This window comes from Modestobacter sp. SYSU DS0904, assembly GCF_054051115.1.
Window position 1 is genome coordinate 12,802 of sequence record NZ_JBJHAQ010000018.1, and the last position, 16,961, is coordinate 29,762.

General features: G+C 73.3%; 14 protein-coding genes. 4 read left to right on the plus strand and 10 right to left on the minus strand.

All coding sequences use genetic code 11. The annotated features are described in order from the left end of the window. The first annotated feature begins 53 nt into the window (after positions 1-53). Positions 54-1,385: an AMIN-like domain-containing (lipo)protein gene (locus tag ACI79U_RS12925; protein WP_457068774.1), complete on the plus strand. Its 1,332-nt coding sequence runs from the start codon at positions 54-56 to the stop codon at positions 1,383-1,385. 99 nt (positions 1,386-1,484) lie between these two features. Here the strand turns inward: ACI79U_RS12925 and glnA are convergent, their stop codons facing one another. Next, the gene (glnA, locus tag ACI79U_RS12930; RefSeq protein ID WP_457068772.1) at positions 1,485-2,918 is read right to left on the minus strand and encodes a type I glutamate--ammonia ligase; all 1,434 of its coding nucleotides are present in this window, start codon (positions 2,916-2,918) and stop codon (positions 1,485-1,487) included. Positions 2,919-3,084: 166 nt separating this feature from the next. On the opposite strand from glnA, the gene ACI79U_RS12935 reads away from it, so the two are divergent. Next, positions 3,085-3,510 carry an RDD family protein gene (locus ACI79U_RS12935; RefSeq protein ID WP_457068770.1) on the plus strand — a complete coding sequence of 142 codons (426 nt, stop codon included), beginning with the start codon at positions 3,085-3,087 and terminating at the stop codon, positions 3,508-3,510. 116 nt (positions 3,511-3,626) lie between these two features. Here the strand turns inward: ACI79U_RS12935 and ACI79U_RS12940 are convergent, their stop codons facing one another. The 3 genes from ACI79U_RS12940 to ACI79U_RS12950 all read right to left on the minus strand — a co-directional run bounded on the left by ACI79U_RS12940 (position 3,627) and on the right by ACI79U_RS12950 (position 7,005). After that, positions 3,627-4,475, minus strand: coding sequence for a DUF4191 domain-containing protein (locus tag ACI79U_RS12940; protein ID WP_457068768.1), 849 nt, complete (start codon positions 4,473-4,475; stop codon positions 3,627-3,629). Between the two features lie 83 nt (positions 4,476-4,558). Continuing rightward, positions 4,559-5,545 carry a lipoyl synthase gene (gene lipA, locus ACI79U_RS12945; RefSeq protein ID WP_457068766.1) on the minus strand — a complete coding sequence of 329 codons (987 nt, stop codon included), beginning with the start codon at positions 5,543-5,545 and terminating at the stop codon, positions 4,559-4,561. Between the two features lie 95 nt (positions 5,546-5,640). Beyond that, positions 5,641-7,005: a hypothetical protein gene (locus tag ACI79U_RS12950; RefSeq protein ID WP_457068764.1), complete on the minus strand. Its 1,365-nt coding sequence runs from the start codon at positions 7,003-7,005 to the stop codon at positions 5,641-5,643. 123 nt (positions 7,006-7,128) lie between these two features. On the opposite strand from ACI79U_RS12950, the gene ACI79U_RS12955 reads away from it, so the two are divergent. Further along, a complete protein-coding gene (locus ACI79U_RS12955) occupies positions 7,129-8,058 on the plus strand; it encodes an LLM class F420-dependent oxidoreductase (RefSeq protein WP_457068762.1) in 930 nt (309 codons plus the stop codon). A 47-nt stretch (positions 8,059-8,105) separates the two neighbouring features. Here ACI79U_RS12955 and ACI79U_RS12960 read toward each other — a convergent pair whose 3' ends face one another. Genes ACI79U_RS12960 through ACI79U_RS12975 form a run of 4 tightly spaced genes read right to left on the minus strand, consistent with a single transcriptional unit; the run spans position 8,106 to position 12,464 of the window. Further along, the gene (locus ACI79U_RS12960; protein ID WP_457068760.1) at positions 8,106-8,927 is read right to left on the minus strand and encodes a phosphocholine cytidylyltransferase family protein; all 822 of its coding nucleotides are present in this window, start codon (positions 8,925-8,927) and stop codon (positions 8,106-8,108) included. A gap of 2 nt (positions 8,928-8,929) precedes the next feature. Beyond that, on the minus strand, positions 8,930-10,051 hold the full coding sequence (locus ACI79U_RS12965; protein ID WP_457068758.1) for a CDP-glycerol glycerophosphotransferase family protein: 1,122 nt from the start codon (positions 10,049-10,051) through the stop codon (positions 8,930-8,932). Then, positions 10,048-10,824 (minus strand): HAD family hydrolase, encoded by a 777-nt coding sequence (locus ACI79U_RS12970; RefSeq protein WP_457068756.1) that lies wholly within the window; start codon positions 10,822-10,824, stop codon positions 10,048-10,050. The genes ACI79U_RS12965 and ACI79U_RS12970 overlap by 4 nt, the downstream gene beginning before the upstream one ends. 41 nt (positions 10,825-10,865) lie before the next feature. Beyond that, a complete protein-coding gene (locus ACI79U_RS12975; protein ID WP_457068754.1) occupies positions 10,866-12,464 on the minus strand; it encodes a mannitol dehydrogenase family protein in 1,599 nt (532 codons plus the stop codon). Between the two features lie 531 nt (positions 12,465-12,995). Between ACI79U_RS12975 and leuS the strand changes: the two genes are divergently transcribed. After that, complete coding sequence (leuS, locus tag ACI79U_RS12980) at positions 12,996-15,893, plus strand: leucine--tRNA ligase (protein ID WP_457068752.1); 2,898 nt, start codon at positions 12,996-12,998, stop codon at positions 15,891-15,893. A 24-nt stretch (positions 15,894-15,917) separates the two neighbouring features. Here the strand turns inward: leuS and ACI79U_RS12985 are convergent, their stop codons facing one another. Both ACI79U_RS12985 and lipB read right to left on the minus strand, forming a co-directional pair. Next, a complete protein-coding gene (locus tag ACI79U_RS12985) occupies positions 15,918-16,307 on the minus strand; it encodes a PPOX class F420-dependent oxidoreductase (RefSeq protein WP_457068750.1) in 390 nt (129 codons plus the stop codon). Positions 16,308-16,311: 4 nt separating this feature from the next. Beyond that, entirely contained in the window at positions 16,312-16,959 is a 648-nt protein-coding gene (gene lipB / locus ACI79U_RS12990) for a lipoyl(octanoyl) transferase LipB (protein ID WP_457068748.1), read from the minus strand. Positions 16,960-16,961 lie beyond the last annotated feature (2 nt).

The following is a 16,961-nucleotide window of genomic DNA, read 5'->3' on the forward strand; positions in this document are numbered from 1 at the left end:
TGCAGGCAGGCGACTTCCCTGCCGTGACCGGGCCGACGGCCCACCTGACGGACGTGCGCTCCGCCCGACACGACGGCTTCGACCGCGTGGTCCTGGAGTTCGCCGGCGGCGCAGCGCCCGGGTACCGGGTGTCCTACGTCGAACCTCCGATCACCGCGGACGGCTCCGGGGCCGAGATCCCGGTGCCCGGGGCGGCCTTCCTCGAGGTGCGGGCCACGCCGGCCAGCGGCGTGGACCTGTCCGGCGCCGAGCCGCGGGAGACGTACCCCGGACCCGACCGGGTGGCCCCCGCCGGTGGGGGCGGTGTCGTCACCGAGGTCGTCCAGACGGGTGACTTCGAGGGTCAGCTGGCCTGGACGATCGGGCTGCAGGAGCGCGTGCCCTTCGGCGTGGCGGTGCTCGAGGAGCCCACCCGGTTGGTCGTGGACCTCTACCACGACGTGCTGGAGCCGGTCGGGGCCGGGGACACCGCCGACTCCGTCGTCGCGGGCGAAGGGCCGCAGGTCGCCGTCACCGACGTCCGGCTGGGTGCCCACCCCGGTTTCGACCGGATGGTCTTCGAGGTCGCCGGCGAGGGCGAGGCCGGCTGGCGGATCGGGTACACCGACGACCCGCGGGCCCAGGGCTCCGGTGCACCCATCGACGTGCCGGGCGACGCCGTCCTGGGCGTGACCCTGACCAACATCGCGCTGCCCGGCGACGCCCCGGAGGGCGTGCAGCCCTGGGGCGGTCCCGACCGGCAGCAGCTGCCCGGGGCCTCCACCCTGCAGGCCCTGGTGGAGGACACCGTCTACGAGGGGCACCACACCTTCTTCGCCGGGCTCGACGCGGAACGGCCGTTCGCGGTGTCCCGGCTCTCCTCGCCCCAGCGGATCGTCGTCGACGTGCTGGCGCAGGAGGGGCGGCCGCCGGTCGACCTCGGCAGCCGGTGCGAGCACCCCGACGGCTTCGCCCTCAGCTACCCGGGGTCGTGGTCGACCAACACCGGTGACGTGCTGCCGCCCTGCTCGCGGTTCGCACCGCAGCCGTTCACGCTGACCTCGGGGACCGACGAGCGCACCGCGCCGATCGCCGCCTCGGTGGAGCCGGTGCCCTACTCCCAGGTCAGCGCGCCGCAGGAGGGCGCCGAGGAGAGCCGCAGCGCCACCATCGTCGACGGGCGGCAGGGCGTGCGGATCCAGCGCACCGCGACCGGCGAGGGGCTGTGGCCGGAGGGCACCCGGACCACCACCTACGCGATCGACCTCGGTGCCGACGTGCAGGGTGGCCCGGCCACGCTCGTGGTGAACACCGTGGGGCTGCCCGAGTTCGACTACGACCGCAACGTCCGGGTCCTCGACCACATGGTGCACACCCTGGACATCACGGCCGGCTCCACGGGCTGACCGGCGGGACTGGCTCCGCGCCGGCCCGGCGGGGAGCGGCGGACGAACAGCGGCCCCCGACCTCATCGAGGTCGGGGGCCGCTGCGGTGATCCGGTGGATCAGATGTCGTAGTACATCGCGAACTCGTGCGGGTGCGGGCGGAGACGGATCGGGTCGATCTCGTTCTCCCGCTTGTACTCGATCCAGGTCTCGATCAGGTCGGAGGTGAACACGCCACCGTCGAGCAGGTAGTCGTGGTCGACCTCGAGCCGGTCGAGCACCGCGTCCAGCGACGCCGGCACCTTCTCGATGCCGAGGGCCTCCTCGGGCGGCAGCTCGTAGAGGTCCTTGTCGATCGGCGCCGGCGGCTCGATCTTGTTCTTCACGCCGTCCAGGCCGGCCATCAGCATCGCCGAGAAGGCGAGGTACGGGTTGGCCGACGGGTCGGGCACCCGGAACTCGATGCGCTTGGCCTTCGGGCTGTCGCCGGAGATCGGGATGCGCGTGCACGCCGACCGGTTGCGGGCCGAGTAGACCAGGTTGATCGGCGCCTCGTAGCCGGGCACCAGGCGGTGGTAGCTGTTCACCGTCGGGTTGGTGAAGGCCAGCAGCGACGGCGCGTGCGCGAGCAGGCCGCCGATGTAGTGCCGGGCCATGTCCGACAGCCCCGCGTAGCCGGTCTCGGCGTGGAAGAGCGGCTCGCCGTCCTTCCAGAGGCTCTGGTGGCAGTGCATGCCCGAGCCGTTGTCACCGAACAGCGGCTTCGGCATGAAGGTGGCGCTCTTGCCGTGCGCCCACGCGGTGTTCTTCACGATGTACTTGAAGAGCATCAGGCTGTCGGCCGAGCGCAGCAGGGTGTCGAACTTGTAGTTGATCTCCGCCTGACCGCCGGTGCCGACCTCGTGGTGGCCGCGCTCGAGCTCGAGCCCGGCGTTGGCGAGGTTGACCATCATCGTGGCCCGCAGGTCGCTCTGGTGGTCGTACGGCTCGACCGGGAAGTACCCGCCCTTGGGCCGGGTCTTGTAGCCCAGGTTCGGGCCGCCGTTCTCACCGGTGAGCGACCCGGTGTTCCAGGAGCCCTCGACCGCGTCGATGTGGTAGTAGCCCTCGTTGATCGAGGTGTTGTGCCGCACCGAGTCGAAGACGTAGAACTCGGCCTCGGGGCCGAAGTAGGCGGTGTCGGCGATGCCGCTGGCCGCCAGGTAGGCCTCGGCCTTCTTCGCCACGTTGCGCGGGTCGCGGCTGTAGGCCTCGCGCGTGATCGGGTCGTGGATGAAGAAGTTGATGTTCAGCGTCTTGTGGATGCGGAACGGGTCGACGTAGGCGCTGCTCGCGTCGGGCAGCAGCAGCATGTCGGACTCGTTGATCGCCTGGAACCCGCGGATGGACGAGCCGTCGAAGCCCAGGCCGTCGGCGAAGGTGTCGGGCCCGAAGGTCTCCGCCGGGATGGTGAAGTGCTGCATGACGCCGGGGAGGTCGCAGAACCGGACGTCGACGAACTTCACGTCGTTGTCGCGGATGTAAGCGGTGACCTCGTCGGGACTGGTGAACATCGATCCTCCGGGAGTGGACGGACAGCCGACACGCAAGCTACGAGCGCGCGATTGCCCTGGGGTGTCTCTCGTGTTTCCGGGGCGTAACAGCGCCTCCGGCGTGTCGCGCCCCACACCGGACGCCGCCCGCCGAGGCGCTCACGGGCCACGTCCTAGGCTGGCGGACGTGGCCAGTGACGACGTCTCACCCTCTCAGGGGCGCACCCGGGGTGCCGCACTGGGGCTGCCGGCCACCGGCCAGGGCTCGCTGGCGGGCTTCGGGCAGCGGGTCGCGCAGTACCTGATCGATGCGGTGGCGGCAGCCCTGATCGCCGGGCTGTTCACCGCCCCGGAGGCGCCGCGGCTCTGGAGCCTGCTCAGCTTCGGTGTCCTCACCGTGCTCTCCCTGGCGCTCGCCGGGCAGACCCCCGGCATGCGGGTGATGGGCCTGCGCCTGGCGCACCCGCACCCCGGCGGGCGGGTGGCGCTGTGGCGGGCCGTCGTCCGCACCGCACTGCTGGTGCTGCTGATCCCGGCGCTCGTGGTCGACGCCGACGGCCGCGGGATGCACGACCGGCTCACCGACACCGCGGTGATCCGGGACCGGGCCTGAGCGAGGGCCCGTCCTCCCCGCCCCCTCGCAGCTCGGGGCGGTGCCCCTGGACGGACCGACCGACGACGAACGCCCCCGGCCGCAGGGCCGGGGGCGTTCGTCGTCGGGTGCCGGGCTCAGCGGCGGCGGACCTGCCGCTGGCTGATCGACATCTGCCGGCCGCCGGGCAGCGGGCCGCCGGGGACCGGCATCCGGGCGCCGCCCAGCGCGCTCATCCGCTTGGACAGCGCGTTGACCTCGGCGCCGGAGAGGTTGCGGGGCAGCTTCATGACGTGCGAGCTGAGCTTCTTCAGCGGCACCTCACCCTCGCCGTCGCCGACCACCACGTCGTAGATCGGGGTGTCGCCGACGACCTTGGCGATCCGGCGCTTCTCCTGCGCGATCAGGCCGCGGACGCGCTGCGGGCTGCCTTCGCCGACCAGGACGATCCCGGGCCGGCCGAGCACCCGGTGCAGGGCGTCGAGCTCCCGGGTGCCGGCGACGCCGGAGGAGACCCGCCAGTCACCACGCATGCCCTCGAGCACCCAGGACGCCGCACCGGGCTGGCCCTCGACCTGCCGGTAGGCCGAGCCCTGGGCCCGCCGGCCGAACACGATGAGGGCGGCCAGCAGCCCGAGCAGGATCGCGATGGGCAGGAACAGGAACGGCGAGCTGAAGGCGAGCAGCCCGAACAGCTCCACCGCGGCGACCACCACCACGAAGGCGATGAGCATGATCCAGGGCAGCTTGGGGTCGTTGCGGTAGGTCAGCGTGTAGGCCTGGCGGATCATCCCGGCCTGGTTCTTCAGCTTGGTCAGCCGCTTGACCTTGGGCTTGCCGTCCTTGCCCAGCTTGCCCGGCTTGCCCGTCTTCGCCGTGCTCGCGGCGGTGGCGCCGGTGCCGGTGCGTCCGGGCGCGCCGCCGGCCGGGCCCCGGCCGGCCTTGCCGGCGGGGGCGGAGGGGTCGGTGGACCTGCTGCGTGCCATGCCTCGAGGATAGTCGGAGGACCCGCTGCCCCCCGCCACTCGCACGCCCACGGCGGGCCCCGGCAGCGGGCCGAGGGCCACGCTCAGGCCCGGACGGCGAGGCCCCGCGCCTCCGCGGCCTGCTGGTAGAGCCGCCCGGCCCGGTAGGAGCTGCGCACCAGCGGCCCCGCCAGCACGCCGGGGAAGCCGATCTCCTCGGCCTGGGCGGCGAAGCCGACGAACTCCTCGGGCTTGACCCAGCGGACCACCGGGTGGTGCCGGACGCTCGGGCGCAGGTACTGGGTGATGGTGAGCAGGTCGCAGCCGGCGTCGTGGAGCGCCTGCATGGTCTCCACCACCTCGTGCGGCTCCTCGCCCATGCCCAGGATCAGGTTGGACTTGGTGACCAGGCCGGCCTCGCGGGCGGCGGTGATCACCGACAGGGAGCGCTCGAAGCGGAAGCCCGGGCGGATCCGCTTGAAGATCCGCGGCACCGTCTCCACGTTGTGCGCCAGCACCTCCGGCCGGGAGGAGAACACCTCGGCCAGCTGGTCGGGCTCGGCGTTGAAGTCGGGGATGAGCAGCTCCACCCCGCAACCGGGGATCTGCTCGTGGATCTGGCGCACCGTCTCGGCGTACAGCCAGGCGCCGCCGTCGGGCAGGTCGTCGCGGGCGACGCCGGTGATCGTGGCGTAGCGCAGGCCCATGGTGGCCACGCTCTCGGCGACCCGGCGTGGCTCGTCACGGTCGAAGTCGGCGGGCTTGCCGGTGTCGATCTGGCAGAAGTCGCAACGGCGGGTGCACTGGTCGCCGCCGATGAGGAAGGTGGCCTCGCGGTCCTCCCAGCACTCGTAGATGTTGGGGCAGCCGGCCTCCTCGCACACCGTGTGCAGGCCCTCGCGGCGCACCAGCGACTTCAGCTCGGTGTACTCCGGGCCGGTCTTGAGCCGCGTCTTGATCCACTCGGGCTTGCGCTCGATGGGGGTCTGGCTGTTGCGGACCTCCAGGCGCAGCAGCTTGCGCCCCGCCGGCTCGATCCCGGGAGCGCTGCCCGGGGTGTTCGTGGTCGCCTCGTCCATGCCCAGGCTCATGGTCATCACGGTACTCCCGGCTGCCGACGTCCCCGCCAGACGCGGGAGGGGGCCCGGCGCAGGTGCGCCGGGCCCCCTCCGGGGTGCTGCTGGGGTCAGCCGCGGGTGTTGCCGGGCGTGCCCTCGGGGCCGCCGGTGTCCTCGGCGTCCGAGGAGGCCGGCCCCGAGGTGGCGACCGGCAGATCGGGGTCGTTGCTGGTGCTCGTCGCGGGCTCCGGGGCCGACTGGTTGCTCGGCTCGCCCGGACCGGAGGCCGGCTGGGCCTCCAGCGCACCGATGTTGGTGTCGGTGGGCGCGGAGTCCGACGGCGCCGTCTCGGCGGAGGAGACGGTCTTGCCCTGCGACTCGGCGCTCTCGGTGCCGCCGGCCGGGGTGGTGGAGGAAGTGGACACGGGGTCCTCTCGGTAGCTGGGCACGGGACCGTCGCCGGTGGGCGCCGGGTTCCACTGGTCCTCGCTCTTCTTCCCGCGCAGGACCACGACCACACCCGCGACGACCGCCAGCACCGCGAGCACCCACGGCCAGCGCCGCGGCTCGGGCTCGATCCCGACGCGGCGCTTGACCGAGGTGACCGTCCGCGCGGTGCGCTTGCCGGCGTCCTTGCGTGCCCTGCCCGCGGCCTTCTCCAGCTCGCCGCGGCGCTTGCCGGCGGCCTTCTCCAGCTCGCCGCGGCGCTTGGCCGCCTTCTTCGACAGCTTGTCCGCCCGCTTGCCCAGCTGCTCGGCCTTCTTCCCGGCGGCCTGCCGGCTGCTCTCCGCGGCGGTCAGGGCCACGGCGAGCCGGGCTGCGGCCTGGTCGCGGGCGGCCTCGGCCGCGGCCGCCGCCTCCTTGCGGGCCTTCTCGGTCTGCTTGCCGGCCGCGGCGCCGAGGGCACCCGCGGCTGCGGCGAGCTCCGCGCTGCGGGCGGCCAGCTCCGCGGTCCGCGCCTCCAGCTGGGCCCGGGTCGCCTCGACGCTGGACAGCAGGTTCAACCGGGCCGTGTCGAACGCCGGTCCGGCCGCCTCGCGGGCCGCGGTCACCCGCGGGCCGGCGGCCTCGACGTTGGCGCGAGCGGCCCGGGCGGCGTTCTCCCAGGCCGGCCCGGCTGCCCCACGAGCGGCTTCGATCCGGGGGACGGCGGCGGCGACCGCCATCTCCAGGTTGGCCCGGGCGGCGCGGGTGGCGGCGTCCAGACGCGGGACGAGGTCCTTCTCGTACGACTTCTGCGCTGCCTCCAGCCGCGGGACCAGCACCTCACGGGCGGCATCGAGCTGCGGGGCCAGAGCGGCGGCCGCGGCCTCCACCCGCGGGGCCAGGTCGGCGGCGTACGACTTCTGCGCTGCCTTGGTCGCCGCGGCCACCTGCGGACCGAGCTGCTCCGCCGCGGCCCGACGGGCCTCGGTGACCGCGGCGCCGATGTGGGCGAGCCCTTCCTGCAACTCGGTCCCGATGACCTCTGTCGAGCTCTTCTTGCGGAACACTCCAGCACCTCCGAGTAGATCGCGTCTCGATCATCCTGCCCGCCATCGCCCGCGGGCACACCCCGAGTCGGCGCCGGGACTGCCCGGACGGCAGCCGTCGGCCACGCTGGCTAGGTTCGGCGCGTGCAGCTACGGATCTTCACCGAACCCCAGATGGGCGCCACCTACGACGATCTGCTCGCGGTGGCCCGGCGCACCGAGGAGACCGGCTTCGACGCCTTCTTCCGTTCCGACCACTACCTGACGATGGGCGGGGACGGCCTGCCCGGGCCGACCGACGCCTGGATCACCCTCGCCGGGCTGGCCCGGGAGACCAGCCGGATCCGGCTGGGCACGCTGATGACGGCGGCGACGTTCCGGCTGCCGGGCCCGCTGGCCATCTCGGTGGCGCAGGTCGACCAGATGAGCGGTGGCCGGGTGGAGCTGGGGATCGGCTCGGGCTGGTTCGCCGAGGAGCACAGCGCCTACGGCATCCCGTTCCCCGAGCTGGGGGAGCGCTTCGACCGGTACGAGGAGCAACTGGCCGTCATCACCGGGTTGTGGAGCACCCCGGTGGGGGAGACCTTCGACTTCGCCGGGAAGCACTACCAGCTCTCCGGGTCCCCGGCGCTGCCCAAGCCGGTGCAGTCCGGCGGGATCCCGATCCTGGTCGGCGGCGGGGGCAAGCGCCGCACGCCGCGGCTGGCTGCCCGCCACGCGCACGAGTTCAACGTGCCCTTCCAGCCGGCCGAGGACAACGCCCGGCTCTTCGACGGCGTCCGCGGCGCCTGCGCCGAGATCGGTCGCGACCCCGGCGAGCTGGTCTACAGCTCGGCGCTGGTCGTCTGCGTCGGCAGGGACGACGCCGAGGTCACCCGGCGCGCTGCGGCGATCGGCCGGGACCCCGACGAGCTGCGCGCGCACGGGGTCGCCGGCACCCCGGCGGAGGCGGTCGACACCCTGGGCCGCTACGCCGAGGCCGGCGCCACCCGCGTGTACCTGCAGGTGCTCGACCTCGCCGACCTCGACCACCTGGACCTGGTCGCCGCCGAGGTGGTCCCGCAGCTGGGCTGAGCAGCGCGGCGCCCCGCCCGCCGGTGGTGGGGCGGGGCGCCGTCGCCTCAGCGGAGCTCGGAGGCCAGCGGCTCCAGCACGGCGCGCGAGCCCAGCCAGGTGTTCGCCCGCTGGAGGTCGTCGTCGAAGTCGACCTCCACGGCGGAGAACCGGGAGATGTCCAACGGCAGGAAGCGGACGCCGGCGCGCTGGATCGCCAGCTCCATGCCGCGCTCGAAGTAGTCGTTCGCCTCGCAGGCGGCAAGGTGCTCGATCAGCGCGGGCTTGTCGGCCCCGGAGACGTAGTTGATGCCGACCGCCTCGCCGAGCCCGCCGTCGACGGTCTTGGACAGCTCGGCGATGAAGCCGTCGCCGTCCAGGGTGTACTTGACCTCCTCGTCGGCGACCGTCGAGGTGTCGACGCAGACGAAGCTCTCGTCGGCCCGGATGAGCGGGGCGGCGTGGTCGAGCACCGCGGGGTCGTAGACCACGTCGCCGTTCATCCAGAGCACCCCGCCGGCCTGGGAGGACCGCAGCGCCTTGAGCAGGCTCTGCGAGGTGTTGGTGACGGCGAAGTCGGGGTTGAACGCGAACAGCAGGTCCGGCTGTGCCCGCATGACGGCCTTGGCGCGGTAACCCACCACCGCGGTCACGGGGGCCGCGGCCCCGAAGACGGCCCGGATCCCGTCCAGCTGCTGCTGCATGATGCTCCGGCCGTCCATCAGCGGAGTGAGCGGCTTGGGCAGCTTGCGGCCCAGCCGGGTGCCCATGCCCGCGGCCAGGATGACCACCTGCGGGGCGGCGGCGGGGGTCCCGGACGAGCCGTCGGCGACCGCCGGACGCGACCGCCGATCGCGGTCCCCGGTCAGGATCGGGTCAGCAGTGCGCATGCTCATCTCCTCGGTTCGTCGTTCGTCGGGGTGCCGGACGGGCCGGGGTGGCCCGTCCGGGGGAAGAACAGCTCCAGGACCCGGTCGGTCGCGTGGCCGTCCTCCAGGGAGCAGAACTTCTCCTGGAACCGGGTGTACCGGGGGGTGGGCTCCCACGGTCGCCGGGCGAGCTCGGCGATCGCGGCGAGCACCTCGTCGCTGGTGGACAGCAGTGGGCCCGGTGCGGCCTCGGCCAGGTCGAAGTAGAAGCCCCGCAGGGTGTCCTGGAAGTAGTCCAGGTCATAGGTGAAGTTGAGGATCGGCTTGCCGGTGACGGCAAAGTCGAACATCGTCGACGAGTAGTCGGTGACCAGGACGTCGGCGGCCAGGTACAGGTACCGGATGTCCGGATAGCGCGAGACGTCGCGGACCGGCGCACCCCCGGGGACCGCCAGCCGGTCGGAGACCATCTGGTGCAGGCGCAGCAGCAGCACGTGGTCCTCGCCGAGGCCGTGCGCGAAGTCGCCCAGGTCCAGCGGGAAGGTGTGCTGCGGTCCGCCGTTGCCGCCGAACACCTGGTCGTCGCGCCACGTCGGGGTGTAGAGCACCGCGGTGACGCCCTCGGCGATGCCCAGCTCGGCGCGGACCTCGGCCCGGAGGCGGTCGCGGTCGGGGGAGCTCAGCAGGTCGTTGCGCGGGTAGCCGGTCTCGTGGACCGGCCCGGTGAACCCGAAGGCCTTGCGGAACCGCGGCGTGCTGACGGCATTCGGGGACAGCAGCGCGTCCCAGCGGGCGATCTCGGTGTCCAGGTAGGCCAGCCGGCCCTCGGGCGCCCACAGCACGTCGTTGTGGATCCGCTTGAGCGGGGTGCCGTGCCAGGTCTGCAGGTAGGTGGTGCCCGGCCGCTTGTCCCAGTCGAAGCCGATGTGGTCGTTGGAGACGACGACGTCGGCGGACTCCAGTGCCGCCCGGGCCTCGGCGCTGCCGAGCTCGACCGTGGTGACGCCGGCCGGGAAGTCGCCGATCCGGTCCGGAGCGGCCAGCCAGGAGACCTCGAGGTCGTCGCCGCGTTCGCGGAGGGCCTCGAAGATCGTCCGCGGGCTGTCGGAGTAGGCCCCGCGGAAGCTGTTCAGCACGACCTTCATCGGGCGTGACCTCCCAGCACCGCCGCCGGACGCCCGGCCGGCGTGGCCTGCAGCAGGTCGGTCAGCTCCGCCCAGGAGGACACCACAGCGACGACGCCGGCATCCCACAACCGGGCCGCGCGTTCAGCTCGCTCGTCGCCGGCCACGAACCGCAGGTTGCCCACGGTGGGGCAGCCGGCCCGCACGGCGGAGAGCGCACCGGCCACCGAGTCCTCGACCGCCAGGCCCTGCTCCGGGGAGATGCCCAGCTGCTCGCAGGCGTGCAGGTACACCGCCGGATCGGGCTTGCTGGTGGGCGTGGGCAGGGAGTCCTCCGCGCTGAACCGCCGTTGCGGGGGGATCAGCTCGTCGAGTTCGGTTGCGGTGAAGCAGGCGGCCAGCCGGGTGAGCGCACTGGAGCTGACCGCGGCCAGCGTCAGGTGCTCGCCGAGCGCGGTGAGCCCGGCGGTGACGTCGGCGTCCGGACGCAGCTCGCGGCCGAGGTGCGCGGTCACCACGCGCTTCTCCTCCGCGACCCACTCATCGAGGTCGGCCACCTCGGCGCCGTGGGCGCCGGCGAGGTCGGCGGCGGTCGAGCGGAAGTTCCGTCCGGTCGCAGCCCGGCGGAGCTCCTCGGCGGTGAAACGGTCCGGGATCCCGAGGGCGGCCAGGTACCGGTTGGTGACGTCGGCCGATGCGACGAAGGCGGGCTCTTCGGAGGGGAAGAGGTTCCCGTCCGCATCGCACAACAGCGCCGTGAGGCGCTCGACCTGCCTGGACGTGATCCCTGACATCGGGTGGGGTCTCCTGGGGGTTGGGGCCGGTGGGGGCGTCGTCATGCCGGCAGCAGGTGGTCGTGGACCGTGGCCACCCGGTTCCCGGTGATGGTGTCGCCGAGGTCCCCGGTGCGGTCGCCGGTGCGCCCCAGCGCCCGGGCGACCGTGGTCCGGACGCCGTCGTCCTCCAGGTCCTGGAGTGCACGGGTGAGCTCGGCGACGAACGCCGGGTCGGTACCCAGGTCGCCGAAGACCGGGTGCAGGTCCAGCAGTGGCCGGGGGTCCGTGCCGCCGGCGCGGGCCAGCCTCCGCAGTTCGTCGGCGCGCTCGTCCTCGACGACCAGCTCCCTGCCCTGCAGGTCCGTGCCCTGCACGTACCGGCACCAGCCGGCGACCGCGAGGACCAGCAGGTCGGTGGGCCGGCCCTGTGCCCGCCCCGCGCGCAGCGACGGCAGCACGTGCAGCGGGACCTTCGACGACCCGCGCCGGCACAGCCGCTCCAGGCGGTCGCCGATGGCCGGGTCGGCGAACCGGTGCAGCAGGCGCGACTGGTAGTCGGCCAGGTCGACCCCGGCCGGGGCGGACAGCAGCGGCCCGATCTCCTCGGCCATCAGCCGGGTCGCGTAGCGGCGCAGCACCGGGTCGGCCATCACCTCGTGCACGTACCGGTGGCCGGCCAGGGAGCCGAGGTGGCCCAGCGCGGAGTGGCTCGCGTTCAGCAGGCGGGTCTTGATGAGCTCGTGGCCACCGACGTCGGCGGCGAACTGCACGCCGACCTGCTCCAGCGGCGGCCGCCCGTTGCAGAAGGAGTCCTCCAGGACCCACTGCGAGAAGGGCTCGGTGATGACCGGCCAGCGGTCGTCGACGCCGTTCCGGTGGGCGAGGTCGATCCGGTCCTGCAGGCTGGTCCGGGGCGTGATCCGGTCGACCATGCTGCCCGGGAAGCTCACCTCGGCATCGATCCACCGGGCGAGCTCCTCGTCGCGCAGCTGTGCGAACCCCACCACGGCGGCGCGGGCGATCTCGCCGTTGCGCTGCAGGTTGTCGCAGGAGAGCACGGTGAACGGCGGCTGCCCGGACCGGCGCCGCCGGTCGAGGGCCTCGACGATGTAGCCGAACAGCGAGGCGGGACGGTGCGGATCGGCCAGGTCGGCCCGGACCGCCTCGTCGGGGGCGAACTCGCCGGTGGCCGCGTCGATCCGGTAGGCGGTGCCGGTCACGGTCATGGTGACCAGCCGGGTCCGCTCGTCGGTGAGCGCCGCGAGCACGGTCTCCGGGGAGTCCGGCGCGAAGTGGTAGTCGACCAGCGAGCCGACGACCCGGGCCCGCTCGCCCTCGCAGCTGCGCTCCACCACCGTGTAGAGGTGGTCCTGCGGTCGGAGGGCGTCGCGCATCGCGGGGGAGTGCAGGCCCACCCCGACCACGCCCCAGTCGGTGTCGCCCTGCTCGGCCAGGTCGTCGAAGTACACCAGTTGGTGCGCGCGGTGGAAGCCGCCGACGCTGAAGTGGACGACGGCGGGGGTGAGCGCCGTCCGGTCGTACGTGGGGACCCGGACGCGTCCGGCGAGGAGCGGCAGGGCCTCCTCGGTCAGCGGGACCGCGCCGGGGACGTCGACGTCGCCCGTGGGTGCCGGGCCGGGCTGGGCGAGCTGTTCCATGCGCGTCCTCCTCTTCTCGCGGGCACCTGGGGTGCGCGGTCACGACTCCTGCGGTTCTCTGGCACTCCGGTGCCGGGGCCGGTGGCCGGGTTGTCGCCCCGGCGGCCCCTGGCCCCGGTGTGGATCGGCCTCCACCGAAGGTGCTCCGGCGGGACGGGGGCTGCCCGTCGGCCTGGTGCGTCTCCGGGAGCGCGCCGCTCCGCGCCGATGCGCAGGCGGCGCTGCTGCTCAACGCCGGAGCTCTGCCATGCCCGGTGGATGGACGTGGCAAACATCGAGTGATCATGACACCTCTGCGCGAGCGGGTTGCGAGGAGCACCGCCGACCCCGGACCGGCGGGCTCCCGGGGTCGCCCGGGCGCTGTCGTCGTCCTGCCACCAGGGGTCGCGCGCTAGGATCGCCCCGTGACCGGTGGACTCCTGCTTCCCCAGCCGTGCTGATCTGACCTCCGCAGAGCAGCACGGCGACCCCTCCTGTGTGAGGGGTCTTTTTCTGTCCGCCGCCAGATCCTTTCCCGTGGGAGCACCGACGATGAGCCAGACGGCCAGCCAGCACACCGAGCCCACCGCAGACGGGGTGCCCCCGCACCGGTACACCCCGCAGCTGGCCCAGCAGATCGAGCTCGCCTGGCAGGACCGCTGGGACGCCGAGGGCACCTTCCACACGCCGAACCCCGTGGGGCCGCTGAGCGAGGGCTTCGACCGGGTGGCCGACCGTCCCAAGGCGTTCGTGATGGACATGTTCCCGTACCCGTCGGGAGCCGGGCTGCACGTCGGCCACCCGCTGGGCTACCTGGGCACCGACGTCACCAGCCGCTTCCTGCGGATGGACGGCCACAACGTGCTGCACCCGATGGGCTACGACGCCTTCGGTCTGCCGGCCGAGCAGTTCGCCGTGCAGACCGGTCAGCACCCGCGAGTCACCACCGAGGCGAACATCGCGGCGATCAGTGCCCAGCTGCGCCGGCTGGGCGTCGACCACGACACCCGCCGCACCTTCGCCACGATCGACCCGGGCTACTACAAGTGGACCCAGTGGATCTTCCGGCAGGTCTTCGAGTCCTGGTTCGACGAGTCCGCCGACGGCGGCCGCGGCCGGGCGCGGCCGATCCCCGAGCTGGTCGCCGAGCTGGACGCCGGCACCCGGCAGCCCGCCGAGGGCACGCTGCCCGAGGGGCGCAGCTGGGCCGAGCTCTCCGACGTGGAGCGCCGCCGGGTGGTCGACGCCCACCGGCTGGCCTACCGGCACGAGGCGCCGGTCAACTGGTGTCCCGGCCTGGGCACCGTGCTGTCCAACGAGGAGGTCACCGCCGACGGGCGGTCCGAGCGCGGGAACTTCCCGGTGTTCCGCCGGCCGCTGACCCAGTGGATGATGCGGATCACCTCCTACGCCGAGCGGCTGCTGACCGACCTGGACCGGCTGGACTGGTCGGACTCGCTGAAGCAGATGCAGCGCAACTGGATCGGCCGCTCGACCGGCGCCCGCGTCCGGTTCGCGGTCGAGGGCGAGACCGTCGAGGTGTTCACCACCCGGCCGGACACGCTGTTCGGCGCCACCTACCTGGTGCTGGCCCCCGAGCACCCGCTGGTCGCGGCGCTGACCGCCGGCTCGTGGCCGGAGGGCACCGACCCGCGCTGGACCGGCGGGGCGGCGACCCCGGCCGAGGCGGTGGCCGCCTACCAGCTGCAGGCCTCGCGCCGCTCGGAGCTGGACCGCCAGGCCGAGGGCCGGGACAAGACCGGGGTCTGGCTGGGGGTGTCGGCGGTCAACCCGCTGACCGGGGCCGACCTGCCGGTCTTCATCGCCGACTACGTGCTGACCGGCTACGGCACCGGCGCGATCATGGCGGTGCCGGGGGAGGACACCCGGGACTGGGAGTTCGCCCAGGCGTTCGGGTTGCCGGTCGTCCGCACCGTGCAGCCGCCGGCGGACTTCGACGGTGGCGCCTGGACCGGCACCGGACCGATGATCAACAGCTCGAACGAGCAGCTGTCGCTGGACGGGCTGGACAAGGCCGCCGCGATCGCCAAGGTCACCGAGTGGCTGGTCGGCACCGGCTCCGGCGAGGCGACCACCACCTACAAGCTGCGCGACTGGCTGTTCAGCCGGCAGCGGTACTGGGGCGAGCCGTTCCCGGTCGTCTACGACGAGCACGACCTGCCGATCGCCGTCCCGGACTCGCTGCTGCCGGTGCTGCTGCCCGACGTCGACGACTACTCACCGAAGACCTTCTCCGACGACGACGCCGACTCCAAGCCGGAGCCGCCGCTGTCCCGGGCCACCGAGTGGACCACCGTCACCCTGGACCTGGGCGACGGGCCCAAGCAGTACCGCCGGGAGACCAACACGATGCCCAACTGGGCGGGCTCGTGCTGGTACTACCTGCGCTACGCCGACCCGACCAACGACGAGCGTCTGGTCGACCCGGAGCTGGAGCGCTACTGGCTGGGCCCGCGCGAGCCCGGCGACGTCGGCGGTGTCGACCTGTACGTGGGCGGCGTCGAGCACGCGGTGCTGCACCTGCTGTACGCCCGGTTCTGGCACAAGGTGCTGTTCGACCTGGGCCACGTGTCCAGCGAGGAGCCGTTCCGGCGGCTGGTGAACCAGGGCTACATCTCCGCCTACGCCTACACCGACGAGCGCGGCTTCTACGTGCCCGCGGCCGAGGTGGTCGAGCGGGACGGGCAGTACTCCTTCGAGGGCAAGCCGGTCGACCGTGAGTACGGGAAGATGGGCAAGAGCCTGAAGAACGTGGTCACGCCGGACGAGATGATCACCATGTTCGGCGCGGACACCTTCCGCGTCTACGAGATGTCGACCGGCCCGCTGGACCAGTCCCGCCCGTGGGAGACCAAGGCCGCGGTCGGCTCCCAGCGGCTGCTGCAGCGGATCTGGCGGGTCGTGCTCGACGAGGAGACCGGCGCGGTGCGCGCCGCCGACGTCGAGCCGGCCGAGGCCACCTCCCGCGCGCTGCACCGCACGATCGAGGCCGTCCGCGACGGCATGGCCACGCTGCGGTTCAACATCGCCATCGCGCGGATCACCGAGCTGACCAACCACCTGACCTCGGCGTGCCCGCCGGGGACGGACGTGCCGCGGTCGGTCGCCGAGACGCTGGTGCTGCTGACCTCGCCGTTGGCCCCGCACCTGGCGGAGGAGCTGTGGTCCCGGCTGGGCCACTCCGGTTCCGTCGCCTGGGCGGCCTTCCCGGTCGCGGAGTCCCGCTGGCTGGTCGACGACACGGTGACCGTCGCGGTGCAGGTCAACGGCAAGGTCCGGGCCCAGGTCGCGGTGCCGGCCGACGCGGACGCCGCCGGCCTGGAGGCCGCCGCCCGCGCCGACGAGAAGGTGGTCGCCCAGCTGGAGGGGAAGACGGTGCGCCGGGTGATCGCGGTCCCCGGCCGGCTGGTCAACTTCGTCGTCGGCTGAGGAAGGGCCGGTGTCGCCGGGTGCTCAGCCTCGCGTCGGCCTGGGCGTGATGCGGATGAAGGCCCGGCGTTCCTGCCGGCGGAGGAGCGCCACGAGTCGCCCGGTGCCGTAGCTGGTCCGCCACTGCCAGCCGTAGCGGCGGCGCAGGGCGCGCGCCGCCGCGGGCCACTCCGCCCGGTCGAGCAGTTCGGCCGACGCCTCCACGGCCGGGCCCTCGACGCGACCGCGGACGTCGCACGGCGCGACGGTCACCCGCGCGGTGTGCCGCAGCCGTTTCACCTTGCCGGAGCCGGCGTTGGTCCAGACGACGAGCGCCTCGCCGGACGGCGCCGCCCAGACCGGGGTGCTCACCGGCTCACCGCTGCGGCGGAACGTGGTGAGGCTGACGTACCGGCTGTCCGGGAGCGGGGCCACGGGGTCAGGCCGCGACGGCGGACCCGGCGGTGAGCACCGCGCGCACCGCCTGCTCGACCCGGTCGACGACCTCGGCGACGGGGACGTCGCGCCCCAGCTCGGCGCTCAACGAGGTGGCGCCGGCGTCGACGATCCCGCAGGGGACCATGTTGGCGAAGGCGGACATGTCCGGGTCGCAGTTGAGCGCGAAGCCGTGCATGGTCACGCCGCGGGCCACCCGGACGCCGATGGCCGCGATCTTCCGGTCCGGGCCCCGGTCGTCGGCGCGGACCCACACCCCGCTGCGCCCCTCGACCTGCTCGGTGGTCAGCCCAAGGTCGGCGCACACGCGCATCAGTGCCTGCTCCAGCCGGCGGACGTGGGCCACCACGTCGACCGGGTCGGGCAGCTGCACGATCGGGTACCCGACGAGCTGACCGGGTCCGTGCCAGGTGATCTTGCCGCCGCGGTCGACGTCGATCACCGGGGTGCCGTCGAAGGGCCGCTCGTGCGGCTCGGTGCGCTTGCCGGCGGTGTAGACCGGCGGGTGCTCCAGCAGCAGCAGCGTGTCCGGCCCGGTGCCGGCCACCCGCTGCTCGTGCAGCTCCCGCTGCCAGGCCCAGGCCTGCTCGTAGGGAACCAGACCCGCCCGGACGACGTGCAGCTCGCTCACGA

Bases quoted from the DNA above. Each gene is read 5' to 3' on its own strand.
- glnA (WP_457068772.1), bottom strand. From the start codon at position 2,918: ATGTTCACCAGTCCCGACGAGGTCACCGCTTACATCCGCGACAACGAC.
- ACI79U_RS12940 (WP_457068768.1), bottom strand. From the start codon at position 4,475: ATGGCACGCAGCAGGTCCACCGACCCCTCCGCCCCCGCCGGCAAGGCC.
- lipA (WP_457068766.1), bottom strand. From the start codon at position 5,545: ATGAGCCTGGGCATGGACGAGGCGACCACGAACACCCCGGGCAGCGCT.
- ACI79U_RS12960 (WP_457068760.1), bottom strand. From the start codon at position 8,927: ATGCGCACTGCTGACCCGATCCTGACCGGGGACCGCGATCGGCGGTCG.
- ACI79U_RS12965 (WP_457068758.1), bottom strand. From the start codon at position 10,051: ATGAAGGTCGTGCTGAACAGCTTCCGCGGGGCCTACTCCGACAGCCCG.
- ACI79U_RS12970 (WP_457068756.1), bottom strand. From the start codon at position 10,824: ATGTCAGGGATCACGTCCAGGCAGGTCGAGCGCCTCACGGCGCTGTTG.
- ACI79U_RS12975 (WP_457068754.1), bottom strand. From the start codon at position 12,464: ATGGAACAGCTCGCCCAGCCCGGCCCGGCACCCACGGGCGACGTCGAC.
- leuS (WP_457068752.1), top strand. From the start codon at position 12,996: ATGAGCCAGACGGCCAGCCAGCACACCGAGCCCACCGCAGACGGGGTG.